Origin of the sequence: Emticicia sp. CRIBPO, from assembly GCF_009905725.1 — a bacterium.
Classification (GTDB): Bacteria; Bacteroidota; Bacteroidia; order Cytophagales; family Spirosomataceae; genus Leadbetterella.
On sequence record NZ_JAAAKV010000012.1, the window covers coordinates 59,087 to 79,385 of the forward strand.

Genomic DNA, 20,299 nt, shown 5'->3' on the forward strand with positions numbered 1-20,299 from the left:
TCTTGTGTTTATTGTCTCTTACGACAACCCTACGTTTTTCTTCCTGACAACGGCGTTATTTTGTTTTTACGACTTCTCCCTTCCAGATATGATAGGTCCATTCTGCGTGTGAGGTCCCGGCTGGACTGACATCGGGAGCGGCTTTACTGACGGTATAATAAATAACCGGTTCATTCCATTTTTCAATTTCTCCGTAAACGTTCCGCTCTATTCCGGCATTATGGTTTCGCGGATATCCGGTCATGTAAGGAGCGATCCTGATCACAGACTCCCACTTCCCGGAAGATTTCAGAAACGCATCCAGGGGCATATTATTCACTTCAAGGCTCTCATTCAGATAAGCTGGATAAGTGACGGGATGCGGCTGAACGGGCCTCACCATCACAATCCTGTTGTTTTGCTGATCGATGGCAAAGTCCGAATTACAGGTATAATCATTTCCGGTGTAACTCATATTGACAAGGCCTGATTCTGCCATTCTTGCGGATTTTACGGGACTGTATGTGTCCAGGTTACTAAGGTCCAGTTGAGCATATTCAATCCTTGTTCCGTTGATATCACCGATGGTGTAAGTTAACAGTACCTCTCCTTTCCTGTTTAAAGACACGGCTGAAGGCTGTCCCACACCCCAGGATTTCCCTCCGCCTGACAGCAGTTCATCTCCTTCGTGGTTCCACGGCTTACCGATCAGTTGTTTGGGATATTTCACCCAGTTGTCGGCTTCCAGGCTGTTGCTGAATGCCACGCCGATCTCATTATAATAAACCCCGTATCGGTTGGTGAGATAGAACATGGCATATTGGTAGCTCGTCCCGTTCATTTTAAACGCTCCGCCTATCACCGAAGGGTCGCAGATGTGGTGATCGTCCCAGCTGCCGGATGCTCCCGGCTGAACGATGCTCTTAGCCGTTGTTTGTGTGCCGTCCGGCCTGATTTTCACATGATAGATGTTATCTACCATGATCAGTTGCTCCGGGTTTCCGCAAAAAAACAGGTGTACGGTGCCGTCAGTCTCCTTGACCACGCTCGGGCAATAGGAATAACGGCTCTGGTTATAAAAGCCGAAAATTTCTTTCTTATTCACAAAATCATACCTCGTCTGTCCGGGAGGATCCGGGGTGATGATTTCATTCGCTCCCCCGCTTTCTTTTCCGCAGGACAATAACAATACCATGATAATCAAACACTTACAAAATACACTATATTTATTTTTTATCATTCTGAATGGATTCTTATGGCTTAAATGATTTATATAATTCAGGAATAACGGCGTTCAAAGCTCTTTCATTTTCCTCCACATCCGGGCGGAAATAGATGCTGATATTGGAATTTTGACTGTATTCGAACTGGAAACGGCCGTCATCCCTTATTTCTGTCAACTTGCAAGGCCTTAACCTGCTTTCAACAATCAAGTCAGAAGCGGTAAGCTGTTTCTTTCTTTTCAATATATATCCGCCTTGTGGTTGCTTTACTATTTCCCTTCCTGTCGCATTCAGCCAGATGGCAGATTCCCATACGTGGAATTCTTCAAACGATAACTTTTTACCCTCTGCATAAGTGTTTCCAACCTCCATTGCTTTCAGAAAATCATGCTGCAGTTTTTTATCAAAAGCATAAGCCAGGTAGCGTTGAAGTTTCGGGTCCATGTCCCTGAGAAACGACATATCATGAAGTTTGTAATAGCTGCTGTTGACATCCTTTACAAACCCGCCGTCTTTACCGGCACAGGGATACAGGGCGACCGGCAAACCGGATCGTAAAATCCGGGTAAATGCATACACATCCAGGGCTACATTCCATTCTCCTCCCGGAATCATATTAGCCCCTTTGTCAGCACCCAGCTCATGATTTTTACTGGCAGTGCCTCCGCTAAGGAAAATGCGGCTTACTTTCCTTTTCAGCAGCTCAGGGTTCCTGTTAAAAGCCACCGCCAGCACCCTGGCACTTCCGAATGACAGTACTTCCACAGGCTCCTTGCTTTTTTCCAGCAGACTAAGAAACAGCCTGATACCCTCCTGCCCGTATTCAGGGGCATCTGTCATTTTATCAGTTTCGCTTTTCATCAGGCTCATAGGCCCGACGGCGTAAGGCACCTTCCGGTTAAAGATGTAATTCAGCTGTTCCACGGGGATAATGCCGGCTTCCCTCGGCCCTCTCGGGTCTTTCCACAAGGTAGGATGATCGGCCGTATCTTTGCGGAAGGCATCTGTGATGTCCAGAATTACCCCCAGCAGGTTCACATCCGGCAGGGCAAAACCCTGCATCAGGTCCAGGTTGTCTCCGGGATCCTGGTAAGGATGATAACAATCTGTAATGACGACTACCGGTTTCTTCTTTTCCTGCGTAAAGCCTGTCATAGAGCATAACAACAATACAATGAGAATCCTGAACATATCTTATTTTGATGATTTAAAGAACTTCCTGAGATCAAATGTGGCCGAATACATATCGTATGACCAGAGCCAGTTTGAACCTGTCATGGCCGGGGTAAAATACATCACGAGTTCATCGTCATTAAACACATAACCTCTTTCATCGGTTAAAATGCCCGGATTATGATTTCTCGGAAACCTGGACTCTGCAGGCGTCACCGTTCCTATTTTTATCCACTGGTCTCCGGGAGTACTCAGGTCCCTGCCCAACGGAAGACAGGTAAGCTCTGACACATTGCCCACCCAGGTCGGAATCTGCTTGTCCATGTTTATTCTTCGTTCCGAAACCATGTACACATTCTTCTTCGAAAATGCCGGGTAATTGTTACTTCCCATACCGGTAATCTTTTTTTCTTCTCCGAATTTGATGTTGTTCAGATTGTTCAGGACCACATCCCGGTAAGTAAAACCTCCTTTGGAGTTGGAATAAAAAAGCCGGACCGTGGAGTCATTTAAAACAATGGAGGTACTCTGCCCTACTCCCCAGGTGTTCTTGTCTTCTGAACCGACGATGGGATTCCTGTCAAATTTGATGTACGGCCCTTCTATGTTTTTCGAGATGGCCAGCCCTATCTGGTTGTGGTGATTATCCCACTGGTCGGTGCCCAGGTAGGTCATGATGTAGTCATAAGTCTGGCCGTTATAAGTCGTCTTAAATTTCCGCACGTCGGGGTCACAAATATGGTTGATGTCCCAGCCGCTGTCTGAAGGATTCAGTATCCTTGTTCCCGGCTGCCATTTGTAACCGTTTTTTGTAGGAATACCTTTGTAGAGGTAAATATAATCTACAATTTTGAAGGGCTCCAGGTTCTGACAAACAAAGGCGTACCTGATACCGTACTCATCCTGTATCACACTCGGAGCATAATTGTAAAAACCAGCCCCTCCACTGAACTCATAGTTAACTTCAGGGATAACGGGACCTTTATCCTCTCCTTTACCGGTAAAAGAATACATCAGTAAAGACAAAGCCCCCGTGATCAAAATACCGTATAATCCGTTTTTTTTCATAGTTCCGTGATATTTAAACTGCCCGTACCTCATGCGGTACGGGCAGTTTTTCTTAATAATTTGGATTTTGCTTAAGGTTAGGATTATTATCCACCTCACTCTGCGGGATCGGCATGCTGTGTGACTTCCCTACTATAAAATTATTGAAGTCGCTGTCGCGGACTTTCAGCTGATCTATTGAAGCCTGGTCATTTAAACCCCAGCGTTTCAGGTCAATCCAGCGGACACATTCCAGGCTCAGCTCCAACCCTCTTTCGATTTTCAGGTGGTCTCTGAATGTGTTTTTATTGCTGGCAATCTGGGCTCCGTTATAATAAGAACTGCTCTCCAGAGCTGGCAATTTTGCCCTTTGCCTTACGCGGTTCAGATACCCAATCGCTTTGGCAGTAGGGCCGCTTACTTCATTCAATGCTTCGGCATAAAGCAACAGCATGTCTGAGTACCGCAAAGACCTGAAGTTATTATCGTTCCAGTAAAAAAGAGGATTGGCGGGGGTACTGTATTTCTTAATAAATACCCTGTTGCCCCACTCTGCTCTCCATTTGTTTCCGTAAATCAGACTATCAGCCCTTTCCGGAAAATCCTTAGCCGAGTCATTGTACCAGACACTGTAGAAAAGACGGATGTCGTTTTTTCCCTCCACTGTTTTTTCCCGTTTGTAGTAATCCACCAGCCAGCGGCGGGCCTCCACGTTGTTCCAGCCTATCCCTGCCGGGGCCTGGTTCATTTCTATCTGCGAGCCCATCTGGGCATTAGGGTCACGGTAATTATCCGTCTGGTCAAAACCTACGTTGTTGATCAGGGAAAACTGGATTTCGAAAAGCGACTCTTTGTTGTTTTCAGTCGTATTCCTGAAATTATCACCATAATCAGGCATCAGGTCATAATAGTTTTTGCCTTCACCGTCCACCAGCCATTCAAAACACTTGATCGCCTCCTCCCACTTGTGATGCTGCATATACACTTTGGCCAGCAGGGCATAAGCCGCCCCCTTGGTGGCACGTCCCTGGTCGGCCGCCGTCCTTGTGGCCGGGAGTTTGGCCACGGCGTCTTTCAGGTCTTCTTCCAGCTGCGTGAATATCTCGTCCGGCGTTTTTTGTGCGGGCATGTCAGAGGCCGAAGATGTTTTTAATACGAACGGAAGGTTATCCCACAGGGCCGTCAGATAGAAGTAGTAAAAAGACCTCAGGAACTTGGTCTGCCCTACCAGGTCTGCTTTACGGCTTTCGCTTGTAAATGTCACCTTGTCAACATTATCCAGCACCTGGTTGGCCCTGAAAATGGCCACATAATGCTCCTTCCAGATTTTGGTATTTACCTCTCCGAAGTTATAGTTGGTATAAATAAACTTCGAATACTCATTCAGCTCCGTCCATCCTGCCAGGCTGACGCCGTCATCAGCCATCCCATGCATTTGAGTATAGATATTACGGGTCCAGGTGCCTTGCCTGTAAAACATGTTGTATACCGATACCACGCCACTTTCAATATCCGCTTCCGTTTTCCAGAAGTTCCCGGTAGAAATCGTATTCTCATTGTTGATATCCAGCACAGACTCATCACACGAAGCAAAGGTCAGGGAGAATACGCAAGTCAAAAAATAAATGTATTTTTTCATGATCTGATTAAATTTAGAATGCCAATGATAAAGAAAACATCACAGAACGCGGATTGGGAAAAGAGGTATTGTCAGCCCCCATGGTAAAGATGCCCGAGTCCCTGAATTCAGGATCCAGTCCGGAGTATTTCGTGATGGTGATCAGGTTTTGCAGCGTAACGCCTGCACGGATCCGCTCCATCCCGGCTTTCTGAGAAATACCCGCCGGCAGTGTATAACCCAGTGCCACCTGGCTGAACCTGAAAAACGAGCCTTTCTCCAGCCACCTGCTCTGATCTCCGCGGCTGTTGCGGGTATCTCCGAACACCACCCTCGGACGGTCATTCACAGGATTAGCGGCTGTCCAGGGTACAATGCCGTTGAAATTATTCTGATTGTTGGCAAAATCACCGGCGGCAGCCGCAGCCCCGTTCCAGACATCCTGACCAAAACGTCCGTAGCCGTTCATACTCAGGTCAAAACCTTTGTAGGCAGCACCCAGTGAAACACCCATTTCGAATTTAGGCCACGGGCTGCCCACCAGCTGCCTGTCTTCTGAAGAAATGATACCGTCACCGTTGTAATCGTCATATTTGAGATCCCCAGGCAAAGCATTGGGCTGAATAACTTTCCCCTTCGAATTGACATGGGCTTTGACTTCTTCCTCCGATTGGAAGACTCCCAGGGTTTTGTACAGGTAAAATGCTCCCAGCGGCTGGCCGATCTGTGCTTTCGACAGGAATTCATAATATTCCACACGTCCGTAGCCCAGGTCCAGCACCTTGTTTCTTATCCTAGAGAGGTTCAGTGAAGCCGAGTAAGAAAAGTCCTTCCCGACCCTGTCCTTCCAGCCTGTTTCTATTTCAATCCCGGTGTTGGATAGGCTTCCCGCATTCACCGCCGGGTTGCCGCCTTCATTGCCCGAAGACATCAGGATGGGCAGATAAACGAGCAGGTCCTTGCTTTTTGAACGGAAATATTCTGCGGTAAAGGTCAAACGGTTATTAAGCATGGCCGCATCAAGCCCAATGTTGGTCGTGGTTTTTCTTTCCCAGACCAGGTCGGTGTTGGTCAGCTGAGACTGGGTCATACCGATAACCTTATGTTCCGGTGAACCGAAAACAGCACGCGGAGCCGTGTTGATCACCGCCTGGTAGTCCCAGTAGCCGATGCTGCTGTTACCGAGTGTACCCTGGTTGGCCCTCAGTTTCAGGTCGTTGATAAAAGGCACATCAAAAAATTCTTCGCCGCTGATCCTCCAACCCAGTGAGAAGGAAGTAAAGGTACCCCACCGGGTGTCTGAAGGCAGGCGGGAAGTACCGTCTCTACGCGTAGTAACCTGCAGCAGGTACTTGTCGGCATAGGCATAATTGATACGCCCCAGGTAAGACAGGATAGCGGCTTTCTGGTATCCTCCACCCGCGGTGGTATTGCCCGTGGCAGCATCCAGGGAAGTAATGTATTTATCTCCCACCACCAGTGGATTCAGCTTTGTAGCCCAACCCGATTCTCCGTTGAAAGTATTATAGGTGACACCACCTATAAGGTCTATGTCATGTTTACTGATGGTCTTCTTGTAATTAAGCGTTTGCTCAATCAACACATCATCACTTCTGTAATTCTGAACCCCGATGCTGGCGGCATCACTGCCCTGCCCCATCGTCCAGTTACCTGACTTCCTGAGTGTGTTGGTCACACCCGAATAATTGGTATAAGCAAAGTTAAGCTTTGCAAACAAGGCATTGAACAATGACACCTGGCCGAAAATATTGGCTTTGAGGATATTTTCAGGATTTTTCTGAGAAAGCAGATCCTGCATGGCCACCAGGTTTCGTCCGTAATTGTTGGCCCTGTCCGGGTTTCCATACCCGTATCCTCCGGGATTGGCCGGATCTTTTACAGGAATAGTAGGAGAAATGGCAATAAAATCTGCCCACGGGTTCCCGTTCAGGTTTTTCCGGTTGGTTTTCGTGTAAGAAATATTCTCACCGTACGAAAAAATACCTTTTTGTCCGCTTGTATTGACACGGAATCCGTATCTGTCATAGCCGGTGTTATAAAGTGCTCCTTTATCTTCGAGGCGGTTCAGCGACACAAAATACTTTCCTGATTTGGAACCTCCTGAAAACGACAAATTATAATTCTGCAGGATTCCGGTGCTCAGCATTTCCTTTTGCCAGTCTGTGTTGGCGTCATAGTGGTTTTGTCTTCTTACCACGCCGGCCACACCTCTTTTAATGGCCTCGTCGTAGGCCATATCATCATATCTTTTCCAGGTTTCTGCATCCATAAGGTCATATTGCGGCAACCTGGTGGTGGTGAAATTTGCATCCAGTTGCACCTTCATCGGCCCTTCCTTTCCATTTTTTGTCGTGATAATGACCACACCATTGGCCGCCCTAGAACCGTAGATCGCAGCTGACGACGCGTCTTTCAGAATCTGGATGGATTCCACATCTGCAGGGTTAAGGTGGGCTTCCCCGCCGATCATCCCGTCTACGACAAACAGGGGTGAGTTATTGGTAAGGCTACCCAAACCACGGATAACGATCGACGCCTGCTGACCCGGCAAACCGCTTGAAGTGACCTTCACGCCGGAAGTAAGTCCCTGCATAGCCCCTATGATATCCTGCGAATTACGATCACGCAAGGTCTCGGATTTAATCACCGAAACAGCTCCGGTAAGGTCTTTTTTCTTCACCGTACCATAACCGATCACCACTACTTCATCCAGTGTCTTGTTGTCCTGCTCCAGCCTGATCACCAGACTGGTCTGGTTTCCAACCGTCACTTCCTGCATAACATATCCTATATACGACACCCCTAAAACAGCCCCTGAAGCCACATTCAGGGTGAACTTCCCTTCCAGGTCTGTGGCTGCTGCATTAGCCGTACCTTTTTCGTGTACACTGGCCCCTACGATGGGTTCACCCTGCATATCTGTTACAGTACCGCTCACTTTTCGCTGTGCCAGAACGGTAAGCGAACATCCGAAGACGCATAACATAAGCACAAGGTTCCTCCACCTTGTTTTCTCTAAAAAAAACAACCCGTTTTTCATATATTTTTAATTTAAGGTTAATTCATAATCATAAAGTCAGTTAGATCCAGCGGCGATGATCAGCCCTATGCCGATGATAAAAAGTACGAACATCAGGAAAAGATAACGGCCTGTATCTTTGGGAGCATCCTTGAATTCCTTCCAGATAAATACCCCCCAGAAAGCCGAAACCAGTGTAGCCCCCTGCCCTAAACCGTAGGAAACGGCAGCTCCGGCCTTACCGGCAGCAATAAGGTTAAAAGCATTGCCAAGCCCCCAGATCAATCCCCCAAAAACACCCACCAGGTGAATGCTGAAACCTCCTTTGAAATACTCGCCGTAGCTGACAGGTAATCCTTCGAAAGGGCGTTTCATCACCAGGGTATTAAAAATGAAGTTGCTGACGAAAATGCCTGTTGCAAAAATAAACATCGCCGTATAGGGCGTCATTTTACCTGCTGCCGGATCCACAAAATTGTCCAGGTCCATCGAAGCAGCCACAAAGCGATAGAAAAATGACATCAGAAAGCCGGCTCCTAACGAGAGTAAAAGTCCTTTTGATGACACTTTGCTGGCCTGTTTTGCCTGTTTGCTGTAAGCAATGGCGTTCAATATAATGGCCAGGGTGATGAGGGCAACACCCCCAAACAGGAGCGTCGGATTTCCTTTTTCCGAACCCATGTAGTTGATGATAACACCCAGAACCAGGGCAAGGCCGATACCTACCGGAAAAGCCACCGAAAGCCCGGCTATAGAAATGGCCGCTGCCAGGAGAATATTGGCGGCATTGAAAATCACCCCTCCCAGGAAAGCACTCTTTATGTTGTCCCACTCTGCCTGCTGCAGATCAGGGATAAAACTGCGGCCTGTTTCACCGAAACTTCCTAAGGTAAAAGCGGAGATAAGCGAAAACAGCAAAATGCCGATCACATAATCCCAGTAGAATAGCTCATATCGCCACGACTTCCCGGCCAGCTTCTGGGTGTTGCCCCATGAACCCCAGCAAAGCATCGTGATAATGCAGAACAAAACGGCCAGTGAATAACTGTTGACTGTAAACATAACACTCTGATTTTAATGGTTAGTAAATAGGATTATCGTTTCCCGGGCTTTGCCGTAATCAGTTCGACGAACCTCTCTTTCACGGTGTCGGCTTGCTTGCTGTCGAGTTCCAGGTACGCCTGCCTGCCTTTTCCATCGGAAGTAAAGGAAGTGAAGCCTTTGTCGTCTACGCGAATCTGCCCCCAGGGACTTATCGTGAAATATTCCGGAGAGTTTTCGACCACATACAGCAACGCGATCAGGTCCCAGGTCGGGCGGTCGTAGGGCATGTCGAGGTAATATTTGTAGGCTTCCACCACCGGATGGTGCTGCGTCCACTTAAAATCGTTCTCTATACTTTTTGCGGGATATTTCACGGCTATTCCGGCCTCAAAAGGAGTAAAAACAATGGGCGTAGGCCATTCGTTGACAATCAGCTGGGCTGCCGGGATGTCCTTGACGACGTTGTATTCGGCCAGCCTCTTCTCGCCGAAACTCCCGGCCATCATGGAAAGCATCTTTACTTTTTTAGCGATGAGCTCTTTTCCACTCAGTTTGGAGTATTTATCAGGAGGCGACTGCAAAAGTCTGAAAATGTTGGTAGAAAAACCCACAGAAACGATGGTCACCGAGTTGTCCGGCTGTTTCGACAAAATCCGGCGGTATAAAGCGACGGCTTCAGGAACGGCCTCATAATTAAACTTCGGTCTTTTAAACAACTCTTTCCCTTTATCGTCCTTCATCAGGCTGACATGCTCCGCATATTTCCGGGCGTCGTTTTCGCTGTCAATCCCGTTTACGACTTTAGCGACAGGAACTTTCGGATAACCGTACCAGTGATTCATCAGGTGTACATATTCCGTGGAATACCGGCTTTGTTTATTGGATGATACTGCCAGAAGCTTTATTTTACCGGCATCCAGGTATTTATAGATCATATCCAGGGCCAGGGCGTCATCCACATCATTCCCGATATCAGTCTCGAAAATAATGGTCGGTACCTGTCCGGTGCGGGTGCTGCCCTTCTGGCCAAACACCTGACTACCTCCCAAAAACAACAGCAGTGTAACAAAAATGATAGAATTTTTCATACGTATTAATAATTAAGGTTGAATCAGATTTTATACTATTTCGCGTCGATAAGGTATGGCGGCCTGTGCCCCCATCCTGGTCACGGTAATGGCCGAAGCCTTGCAGGCCAGTTTAACCGCCTCAACAATATCCCGGCCTTCTGACAGACCCACACACAGGGTACCGCAGAAAGTATCACCTGCCGCCGTGGTATCCATCGCCGCTACGCTCTCGGCTTCCACTTCATGGTATTGATTGCCGTCTTTGATGAGAGCTCCCAGTGAGCCCAGGGTGATCACCACTACCTCCACGCCCTTTTCGCTGATTCTGTCGGCCGCTTTCCTGGCTGACTCCCAGTCTGTCACCCTCACTCCCGAAAGGATTTCGGCCTCGTTTTTATTGGGGGTGATGACATACAGGCGTTTCAGCAGTTCATTCGGGAGGGTCTGGGCAGGTGCCGGATTCAGCACCACTTTTACCTGGTTTAAAGCGGCAATTTCAGCGGCATATTCTACGGTTTCCATCGGTATTTCCAGTTGCATCAGCAGGATATCTGCCTTCTCAATTTCTTCTCTTGACTTCTCAATGTCCTTTACGGTAAGGTAAGCATTGGCTCCGGGAGCCACGAGAATACAGTTTTCACCATTGGCATCCACCGAAATCAAGGCCACTCCCGAGGGATGGTCCGAATCAGAAAAAACATGCTCTGTGCCAATGTCTTCAGACTTATATAATTCGATGGATTGTCTGCCGAAAAGATCATTGCCTGTTTTGGTAATAAAAGAAACCTTTCCCCCCATCCGGGCCACGGCTACTGCCTGATTTGCCCCTTTACCTCCCGGATTCATCATAAACTGGTGGCCGATGATCGTTTCTCCTGGAACCGGCAACCTGTCTGCCTTGATCACCATATCCGTGTTAGAACTTCCTATTACAACTATTTTCTTCACAATTGTATTAAATTGATAATTAGTATTAAATTTTTAGCAAACTTAAAGCAGGGAGAAATAGCAAATTGACAATAAATAAGATAAAATAATAATTACAAAATGACATTATATTAAACTAATACACTTATTATCAATAAATTAAAATAAGATACAATACACAATAAAATAATTTAAAATGAATTTCAGAGTGCAAAAAATAAACAAAAAAGTACTATAAATCGTACTTTAGCCTGACAAAAGGAATTCAGGAAGACTTATGATACAAGCAGATGCCCTGGTTTTGTTGATAAATTCGCTTACAAAACCGGAAAAAAAGAAATTCAGATCGAACAGAAAGGAAAAGGAAACCGACTATGGGGTCTTGTACGATCTTATTGAAAAATCAGGTTCCGTTTCTTCACAGGACCTGAAAACCGCCTTTGAAAAAAAACGCAGCGACGCCAATTTTAACGTGACGGTTTCATATCTCTACAAATTGCTGCTTGACACACTTCTGAGCCTGCGTGAAAACCAGGACAGTCACTATTCGCTGTTTAACCAGATCCTGAAGACCCGGATATTGTTTGAAAAATCGCTGTATGAAGAAGCTTTTCAAAACCTCGAGCTGATCAAAAAGAAAGCGGTCAAACATGAAAATCACATTGCCCTGCTTTATGCTTCACGTCTCGAACTGGAATATTTGCTGTTCCTGAATCTGCCGGATATTTCAGAGACTGCCTTGCTTAACAAACATTTCCAGGTCAACGAAATCCTGAAGAATATCCGGAAAATAAATGAACACTCGTCTCTCTATGAACTGCTGAAGCACAGGATCATTTATAAAGGAAACATCCGTTCGCAGCAACAGAAAAACGCTTTAAATGACCTGGTAATCAGTGAAATGAGCATTACCTCTTCGCACAGGGACAGTTTTGAGATCAAGAAACAGCACCTGCTTTTCCAGTCCAATTACCTGATCGGGGTAGGTGATTACAAATCAGCACTGCAGTCGTTTAAAGAACTCAATACGCTGTTTGAAAGCGACCAGATGTACTGGGCATCGCAGCCGTTTTATTATGTATCGGTATTGGAAGGCATCCTTGACAACCTGAGAAGCATAAAGAGTTATGACGAAATGCCCTATTTCATTGACCGCCTGAGAAAAATACAGCCATCTACAGAAGGGTTCCAGAACCAGGTGGCGGCCCTTATTTTTCTGTACGAATTGTACCCTTTTATCGATACCGGGGACTTTATATCTTCCAGGAAACTGATTGATCAACATAAAGACACGCTGCTCTCCAAAATGGACAGCCTCAGCCTGACACTCAGGGCTGAAATCTCGCTCAATATTTCCATTACCCACATCGGGTTCAAAAATTTCAGGGCAGCCCAGAAGACCCTGCTGAATGAAATCATCCGTGGAAATAAGATTTACATGCTCCCGCTTTACCGGACCATCCGGCTTGTCAACCTTATTATCCATTATGAATTAGGTAATTATGACGTAATTCAGTTTGAAAGCCGGTCCATCAGAAGAGAGATATCCAAAGTAGAAAAAGCCTATCGTTCAGAAAGGATGATGCTGAGTTTCCTGGGCAAGGAAAAAAGAATAAGCCTGCCCAGGGAACGGGAAAAAACCTGGAAGAAAACCGAACCGGAATTGACAGAAATCAGGGGAGACATCTTTGAAAACCAGCTCCTAAAGTCTTTCGACTTCACCGCCTGGATAGAATCACAGATCTGCAGAATTCCTTTATCGGAGGTGTTGAAGGGCAGGTTCAGAGAAATCCGAATTTCATAGTCCGCCTTAAAGCAATCGGAATAGTCAAAAGAGGACAGAAAACATACCTGTTTAAAAACGAAATCGACAGATACCTGGGTCTCACATTCAATATTTTTAATATCTTTGTTTAATCACCTGTGAAAGGCCTGCCAGGACATTTCATATCTCTGAAGCGGGTAATTATCTAAATACCTTAATACCAATTATAAACATGAGACTTAACAGACGTTTGTTTTTAAGAAATGCCGGCGTTGCCGCTGCTACTCCCCTATTGTTTAACCAACTCGTAGCCTGCAGCTCAGGTACAAGCACCGAAAAAACAGTCACTGACAAACTTTCCGGAACTTCCCTAGATAAATTCGGAATACAGCTCTGGACCGTTAAAGAAGACCTGGCTAAAGATACCAAAGGAACGTTAAAGGCATTGTCTGAATATGGTTATAAACAAATTGAAAGTTTCCAGGGGGAAAAGGGCATTTTCTGGGGTCTGACTCCGGCCGATTTCAAGAAATACATGGACGATCTGGGCATGAACATTTTCAGCAGCCACTGTAACCCGGATTATACCATGAAGCCTGAAACGGAAGACGAGTATAAAAAACTGGTGGACGACGCAGCTAGTGTGGGCATGAAATACCTGATCAACCCCTTCCTGGGCAGCCTGAAAACAGAAGATGAATGGAAAAAAGCGGCTGAAGGACTGAACAGACAAGGCGAAATCTGTAAAAAAGCAGGTTTGAGAACCGCTTACCACAACCACCATTTTGAGTTCGTCAAGTTCCCGAACGGCATCTCTCCTGAGCAAATACTTTTTGATGGCACCAATCCTGAACTGGTTGATTTTGAACTGGATCTGTACTGGGCCGTAAAAGCGAAGGAAGACCCTGAAGCCTGGATGAAAAAATACTCAGGCAGGATCAGACTTTGCCATGTGAAAGACCTTTACAGCGATACGAAAGTAGCTGAACTGGAAAAAACCGAAAAGTCACCGGATCCGTTCTGGCCGATCGGAGCTTCAACCATCGTAGGCCAGGGCAAGATCAATTTCCCGCAAATCCTTAAAACCGCGAAAGAAAACGGTGCCGAGTATTTTATCGTTGAACAGGAGCGTTTCGACAATACTACCCCTCTGGCCGCAGCAAAAGCGGACGCTGATTATATGAAGTCATTTAAATTTGCCTGATATCATCTGAAATGCCTTGTAGCCATGCAAGGCATTTTTTTTACCCCTAAACCTGCTTAATGAAAAAAATATTTACAAACCTCACTTTCTGGGTTTTAACTGCCATTACAGCCGGTGCATTGCTGGGGCATTACTCCCCTGACAATGCCGTCAAACTTAAAATACTGGGCAGCACCTTTATTGATGTTGTCAAATTATTCATCAACCCCATCATTTTCCTGACCATCAGTATGGGTATCAGCGGTATGGGCGACCTCAAAAAAGTAGGTAAAGTGGGTGGCAAAGCCCTGATCTATTTTGAAGTGGTCACTACCCTGGCCTTACTCATCGGTATCATCGTGGCCAACCTGATCAGACCTGGTGACGGCGTAGTGACTAATAACATCCAGGGCGGAGATATCTCTGCCTACACCAAAGGATCGGCTGAATTCAGCTGGCTGAAATTCCTTAAAGATAACCTGACTATACAGGTGTTGATCATTTCCATTCTTTTCGGGATATTTCTAAGCAAATACGGTGGCAAACAACGCATATTGAATGTTTTGCAACCTGTTTCCAAATATGTTTTCAAAGCCCTGCACCTTGTGATGTTCTTTGCCCCGGTCGGTGCCTTGGGCGGCATGGCTTTTACGGTGGGCAAGTTCGGAATAGACACGCTGCTGCCTTTAGGCAAGCTCATGGTCTCTGTTTATGCCACGATGGCTTTGTTCATCTTCGTGGTGTTGAACTTCATCCTCAGGTATTACAAAATAAGCATCTGGGGCTTCCTGAAGTACATCAGGGAAGAACTGCTGGTGGTACTCGGCACCTCCTCTTCAGAAGCGGGGCTGCCGTCGCTGATGGAAAAACTGGAGAGAATGGGCTGTTCCAAGCCTGTCGTAGGGTTGGTGGTTCCGGCAGGATATTCTTTCAATCTGGATGGCACGACCATCTATTTATCTATGGCTACCATATTCCTGGGGCAGGTTTATGGAGTTCAACTATCCATGGAGCAAATACTGACCGTCATCGGCATACTGATGATCACTTCCAAAGGAGCCGCAGGGGTTACCGGAAGCGGGTTTGTGGTGCTGGCCTCCACCCTTTCAGCCATCAAGGTGATCCCTGTGGAAGGACTGGCTTTGTTACTGGGGGTCGACAGGTTTATGTCCGAAGCCAGGGCGATCACCAACTTTATCGGTAACGGCGTAGCGACGATCTGGATCGCCAACAACGAAAAAGAATTTGACAGGAATAAAATGAAAATTGCTTTCCGCACCGTTCATGAAACAGAAGATATTTTAAAAGACAATTTTGGCCGGAAATGAAAAGACTCAAGATCATCGGATTGATTTTTATCATCATCATTACTTATAATACCATCAGGATACTGGACCAGGCGGGTGTTTTCACCAGCATTGAGCCTGTTAATGCCGGAAAAGAAGCCGTCATTGCCAGTCCGCCGGGTATTGAAGACATCGCCATTGACAACGAAACGGGGTTTGCCTACCTTTCCTCCGAAGACCGGAGAAAGCCCGGCTCCAGGGGAGATATTTACCTGATGAACCTCAATGATTCTACAGGTAAAATGGTAAACCTGACAGCCGGTTTCCCTAAGAAGGATTTCAGGCCACACGGTATATCGTTTTTGAAAACTCCGGAGGGCAAAAAACTGCTTTTTGTGATCAGTCATGGAGACAACAAGAATGTGGTGGAACAGTTTGAAATCAAAGGCGATTCTCTGAAGCATATCAAAAACTACTCCAGCTCACAGTTTATCAGCCCTAACGACCTGCTGGCCATCGGGCAGGACCAGTTTTATATCACCAATGACCATACCCGGAAGAAAGACCTTCTCAGAACCCTGGGTGACTTTATACAGTTTCCGAGCGGCAATGTACTTTATTATGACGGAACACGGGCCAAGCAGGTTTCAGAAGGGATTCCTTATGCCAACGGTATCAATATTTCGCTGGATAAGACAACGATTTTTGTCACGTCCACCACAACCAACAAAATTCTGGCCTACGAGCCTGCTATGGAAACCTATGAATTGAAACCGGTCTATAGCTATGACCTGGGATATTCGCCGGACAACATCGATGTGGACTCAAAAGGACATTTATGGATAGCCTGTCATCCGAAAACCCTGAGGTTTCTGAAACACGTCAAAAAGGCGTCTGAGAGATCTCCTTCGGCCGTATTAGAAGTTATTTATCAACCTCAGTACAGCGGCAAGTTTTCCCAGAACCTTCAGTACCTCAATGATGGTGATCCGCTTTCAGGATCAAGCGTGGCCGCTGTTTATGACCGGAAACAGGGAAAAACCATTCTTGTGGGAAGCGTTTTTGAATCTAAAATTCTTAAGTTCGAGAGAGATAAACCCTGAAATACCCTGAACCCCTGCCCATGAAAACCAGAAACAAAGTCCTGATATTCCTCTTTCTTCTCTCTATCATCACCTTCCTGGACAGGGTTTGTATGAATGTGGTGAGCAAATATGTCAAAGAAGACCTGGATATCAACAATCAGCAGTTCGGATACATTTTGGGGGCTTTTTCACTGGCTTATGCCTTGTTTGAAGTGCCCACCGGGGCTATGGGCGATCGCCTCGGAGCCAGAAAAGTACTGACGAGGGTGGTACTCTGGTGGTCTGCGTTTACCGCCTTGACAGGCTCTGCTTTTAACTTTATTCAGTTACTCATCACCAGGTTTTTATTCGGGATCGGTGAAGCCGGGGCCTACCCGAACACTTCCATTGTCATATCCAGGTGGTTTCCGGTCTATGAAACCGGCCGGGCACAATCCCTGATCTGGGCTGCAGCCAGGATCGGCGGAGCCCTTACGCCGTTGATCGTGATTCCGCTGGTGCATTCTGTAGGCTGGAGGATGGCGTTTTTTGTACTCGGAGGCATCGGAGCCGTCTGGGCTGCCGCCTGGTATTTCTGGTTCAGAGACGACCCTTCACAAAAAGAAGGAATAAGTGCTCAGGAACTTGAAGAAATCAAACACAGCCGGAAGGATTTCCAGGCCCATGTACATATCCCATGGCATAAAATCATGAAACAACCCAACATCATTTACCTGATGCTGATGTGCCATTTGTTCTTTTATGCCGCCTACTTCTTTACCAACTGGTCAGCCACTTATTTTGAAGAAGGCAGGGGAATGACGGAAGACGACACCAAAAAATTCGTATCCCTTTCTTATTTCCTGGGGGCTATCGGCTGCGTTATCGGGGGCTTTCTGAGCGATTACCTGGTCAAAAAGACCAACCTGACTTTCGGCAGACGTGTAGTGGCCATTTCAGGACTCGGCATCAGCAGCGTCTTGTTTTTACTCTCCGCCATTGTCAAAGACAACCAGATAGCCGGTTATTTACTGGCAGCTTGTGTACTATCGAAAGACCTGGCTTTACCGGTGGCTTTTGCAACCTGTGTCGACATCGGTAAAAACAATTCAGGGATTGTGGCGGGTTCTATGAACTTTGCCGGGCAACTGGGAGGATTTTTCATTACCATTCTTTTCGGAACCATCGTGCACCAGACCAATGACTTCAATATCCCGCTTTACATCATTTCGGGTTGTCTACTGGTTTCGGCTCTTTTATGGTTTAAAATCAACCCTGAAAAACCGCTGGTTCTCAGCTAAAAGTAAAAGTATTTCTAAGAAAAATGATTTTCTCAGCCGGATTTAAGGGTTGAGGACTTGAAAAGCCATATCTGAAATTAATATGGCAGGATCTCAAAAAAACAATATAATCATTTGAAATAATCTTAAAACACAGGATAAAATCACTAAATTTTATCAATACATAGGCATAAAACCAAATATTTTATTAATTTAAAAATAAAGAAAAACTAAAATATTTAGAAAAATGGCTGTATAAAAAAAATATTCTTGTTTACCTTCGTATCCAAATTATTAAACCCATTTATGAGCAATAAAAAAAATCTTAAAGAAGATGCTCTTTATTACCACGCGAAAGGAAGACCTGGTAAAATAGAAGTTATACCTTCGAAAGAATATGCCAACCAGCGAGATTTATCACTTGCCTATTCTCCGGGCGTCGCAGAACCATGCCTGGCCATTGCAGAAAATCCTGATGATGTTTATAAATATACGGCCAAAGGTAACCTGGTAGCCGTGATCAGTAATGGTACAGCGGTTTTAGGTTTGGGAGATATCGGTCCGGAAGCAGGCAAGCCTGTCATGGAAGGAAAAGGCCTCCTTTTTAAAATTTATGCAGACATCGACGTTTTCGATATAGAACTGAATACCAAGGATGTAGACGAGTTTGTCAGGACCGTCAAGATCATGGAACCGACTTTCGGCGGGGTAAACCTGGAAGATATTTCTGCTCCCGAGTGTTTCGAAATTGAAGAAAGACTCAAAAAAGAACTGAATATCCCGGTCATGCACGACGACCAGCACGGCACGGCCATCATCAGTGCAGCCGCATTGCTGAATGCCCTGGAACTGGTAGAGAAAGATATTTCGAAGATCAAGATCATCATCAACGGTGCCGGAGCCTCGGCTATCTCGTGCACCAGGCTGTATAACTCTCTGGGAGCTGACAAGAAAAACATCTACATGTTTGACAGCAAGGGGCTTATACACCCTTCAAGAACCAACCTCGACGGCAAAAAGATTGAATTTGCCAATGATACCCTTCCGGCAGAAACCACCCTGAGTGAGGCCCTTGTGGATGCAGATGTCTTTATCGGTTTGTCGAAAGGCAATGTACTGACCAAGGAAATGATCAAGCCGATGGCTAAAGATTGCATCGTATTTGCGATGGCCAATCCAACACCTGAAATTGCTTACGAAGACGCCATAGAAGCCCGTGAAGACATCATCATGGCCACAGGCCGTTCTGACTATCCTAACCAGGTCAACAACGTACTGGGATTCCCTTATATCTTCAGGGGAGCTCTTGACGTCAGATCAAAGGTAATCAACGAAGAAATGAAGCTGGCGGCCGTAAGGGCCCTGGCCGAACTGGCCAAGAAACCTGTTCCGGACATCGTGAACATGGCCTACGGCGAAAATAACCTGACTTTCAGCAAAACTTATATCATTCCCAAGCCGGTGGATCCGCGTTTGCTTACTTCGGTAGCTCCCGCGGTTGCTAAAGCGGCGATGGATTCGGGCGTGGCTAAATTTCCGATCACAGACTGGGACGCTTACGAAACCCAGCTTTCAAAAAGATTAGGACTCGACAACACCCTGACGAAAGTCATCATCACCAAAGCGAAACAATCTCCGAAAAGAGTGGTGTTTGCCGATGCAGAAAATCTTTCGGTGTTGAAAGCTGCTCAGCAGGTTATTGATGATAAAATCGCTACACCGATCTTACTGGGTAACATCGAAAGCATCAAATCACTGCTGTCTCAGAACTCTATCGAATTACCGGATGACGTCATAATGATCGATCCGATGAATCCCAAGAATGAGGATGAGAAAGAAAAACTGAATCAGTACGGTGACCTGTTCTTTGAAAAAAGAAAAAGAAAAGGATATACCCGGCCTGAGGCTCATACCTTGATGAAAAGAAGGAGTTATTACGGAGCGATGATGGTGGAAACCGGCAATGCCGACACCATGATCGGTGGTTTGACCAGGAACTATCCTGACACGATCCGTCCTGCCCTTCAGATCATCGGACCCATGCCCGGTATCAAAAAAGTTTCGGGTATGTACATCCTGATGAGCCGTTTCGGTCCTTTGTTCCTGGCAGATACCACCATCAATTTTGACCCGACCATCGAAGAACTGGTTGAAATCACCGAACTGGCTGCCAAAGAAGTGGAGAAATTCAACATCAAGCCGCGTATCGCCTTGCTGACCTATTCCAACTTCGGATCAGTGCCCGACGGACCTGCTGCCATCAAAATGAGAAAGGCCGTAGAAATCCTGAAAGAAAAACATCCGGGCATGATCGTAGACGGAGAAATGCAGGCTCACCTGGCCTTTGATACAGACCTGCTGCGTGAAAACCATCCGTTCAGCGAACTGGTGGACGGCGGTGCCAATACCCTTATTTTCCCGAACCTTTCTTCTGCCAACATCGCTTATAACATCGTAAAAGAGGTAGCAGGTATCGAGAAGATCGGACCAATCGTACTAGGTCTTAAAAAACCGGTACAGGTATTGCAATTAGGAGCTTCAGTCCGTGAAATCGTCAACATGGTAGCGATAGCCGTGGTGGATTCTCACAGAAAATAATA

Annotated in this window: 14 protein-coding genes; 6 read left to right on the forward strand and 8 right to left on the reverse strand. The window is 46.2% G+C overall.

Annotated features, from left to right (window positions below; translation table 11 throughout):
• Positions 1–55: 55 nt before the first annotated feature.
• From GVN16_RS22030 to rbsK, 8 genes are read right to left on the reverse strand one after another with little or no spacing between them, the layout of a single operon-like run.
• Positions 56–1,219: a sugar-binding protein gene (locus tag GVN16_RS22030; RefSeq protein ID WP_166566121.1), complete on the reverse strand. Its 1,164-nt coding sequence runs from the start codon at positions 1,217–1,219 to the stop codon at positions 56–58.
• Positions 1,220–1,232: 13 nt separating this feature from the next.
• Complete coding sequence (locus tag GVN16_RS22035; protein WP_229244304.1) at positions 1,233–2,393, reverse strand: hypothetical protein; 1,161 nt, start codon at positions 2,391–2,393, stop codon at positions 1,233–1,235.
• A 3-nt stretch (positions 2,394–2,396) separates the two neighbouring features.
• Positions 2,397–3,443, reverse strand: coding sequence for a hypothetical protein (locus GVN16_RS22040; protein WP_229244306.1), 1,047 nt, complete (start codon positions 3,441–3,443; stop codon positions 2,397–2,399).
• A gap of 52 nt (positions 3,444–3,495) precedes the next feature.
• The gene (locus GVN16_RS22045; protein ID WP_166566122.1) at positions 3,496–5,061 is read right to left on the reverse strand and encodes a RagB/SusD family nutrient uptake outer membrane protein; all 1,566 of its coding nucleotides are present in this window, start codon (positions 5,059–5,061) and stop codon (positions 3,496–3,498) included.
• Positions 5,062–5,074: 13 nt separating this feature from the next.
• Complete coding sequence (locus GVN16_RS22050) at positions 5,075–8,101, reverse strand: TonB-dependent receptor (RefSeq protein WP_166566123.1); 3,027 nt, start codon at positions 8,099–8,101, stop codon at positions 5,075–5,077.
• 36 nt (positions 8,102–8,137) lie between these two features.
• A complete protein-coding gene (locus GVN16_RS22055; RefSeq protein ID WP_166566124.1) occupies positions 8,138–9,142 on the reverse strand; it encodes a GRP family sugar transporter in 1,005 nt (334 codons plus the stop codon).
• 32 nt (positions 9,143–9,174) lie between these two features.
• Entirely contained in the window at positions 9,175–10,212 is a 1,038-nt protein-coding gene (locus tag GVN16_RS22060; RefSeq protein WP_166566125.1) for a nucleoside hydrolase, read from the reverse strand.
• Between the two features lie 30 nt (positions 10,213–10,242).
• Positions 10,243–11,142, reverse strand: coding sequence for a ribokinase (rbsK, locus tag GVN16_RS22065; protein ID WP_310587458.1), 900 nt, complete (start codon positions 11,140–11,142; stop codon positions 10,243–10,245).
• Positions 11,143–11,398: 256 nt separating this feature from the next.
• Between rbsK and GVN16_RS22070 the strand changes: the two genes are divergently transcribed.
• From GVN16_RS22070 to GVN16_RS22095, 6 genes are all read left to right on the forward strand, one after another.
• Positions 11,399–12,925, forward strand: coding sequence for a hypothetical protein (locus tag GVN16_RS22070; protein ID WP_166566126.1), 1,527 nt, complete (start codon positions 11,399–11,401; stop codon positions 12,923–12,925).
• Positions 12,926–13,118: 193 nt separating this feature from the next.
• The gene (locus GVN16_RS22075) at positions 13,119–14,090 is read left to right on the forward strand and encodes a sugar phosphate isomerase/epimerase (RefSeq protein ID WP_166566127.1); all 972 of its coding nucleotides are present in this window, start codon (positions 13,119–13,121) and stop codon (positions 14,088–14,090) included.
• A gap of 59 nt (positions 14,091–14,149) precedes the next feature.
• Complete coding sequence (gene dctA / locus GVN16_RS22080) at positions 14,150–15,397, forward strand: C4-dicarboxylate transporter DctA (protein ID WP_166566128.1); 1,248 nt, start codon at positions 14,150–14,152, stop codon at positions 15,395–15,397.
• Positions 15,394–16,458, forward strand: coding sequence for an SMP-30/gluconolactonase/LRE family protein (locus GVN16_RS22085; RefSeq protein WP_166566129.1), 1,065 nt, complete (start codon positions 15,394–15,396; stop codon positions 16,456–16,458). Before dctA ends, GVN16_RS22085 begins: the two co-directional genes overlap by 4 nt.
• A 20-nt stretch (positions 16,459–16,478) precedes the next feature.
• Positions 16,479–17,720, forward strand: a complete 1,242-nt coding sequence (locus GVN16_RS22090) for an MFS transporter (RefSeq protein ID WP_166566130.1) — start codon at positions 16,479–16,481, stop codon at positions 17,718–17,720.
• Between the two features lie 285 nt (positions 17,721–18,005).
• Entirely contained in the window at positions 18,006–20,297 is a 2,292-nt protein-coding gene (locus GVN16_RS22095; RefSeq protein WP_166566131.1) for an NADP-dependent malic enzyme, read from the forward strand.
• Positions 20,298–20,299: the final 2 nt, after the last annotated feature.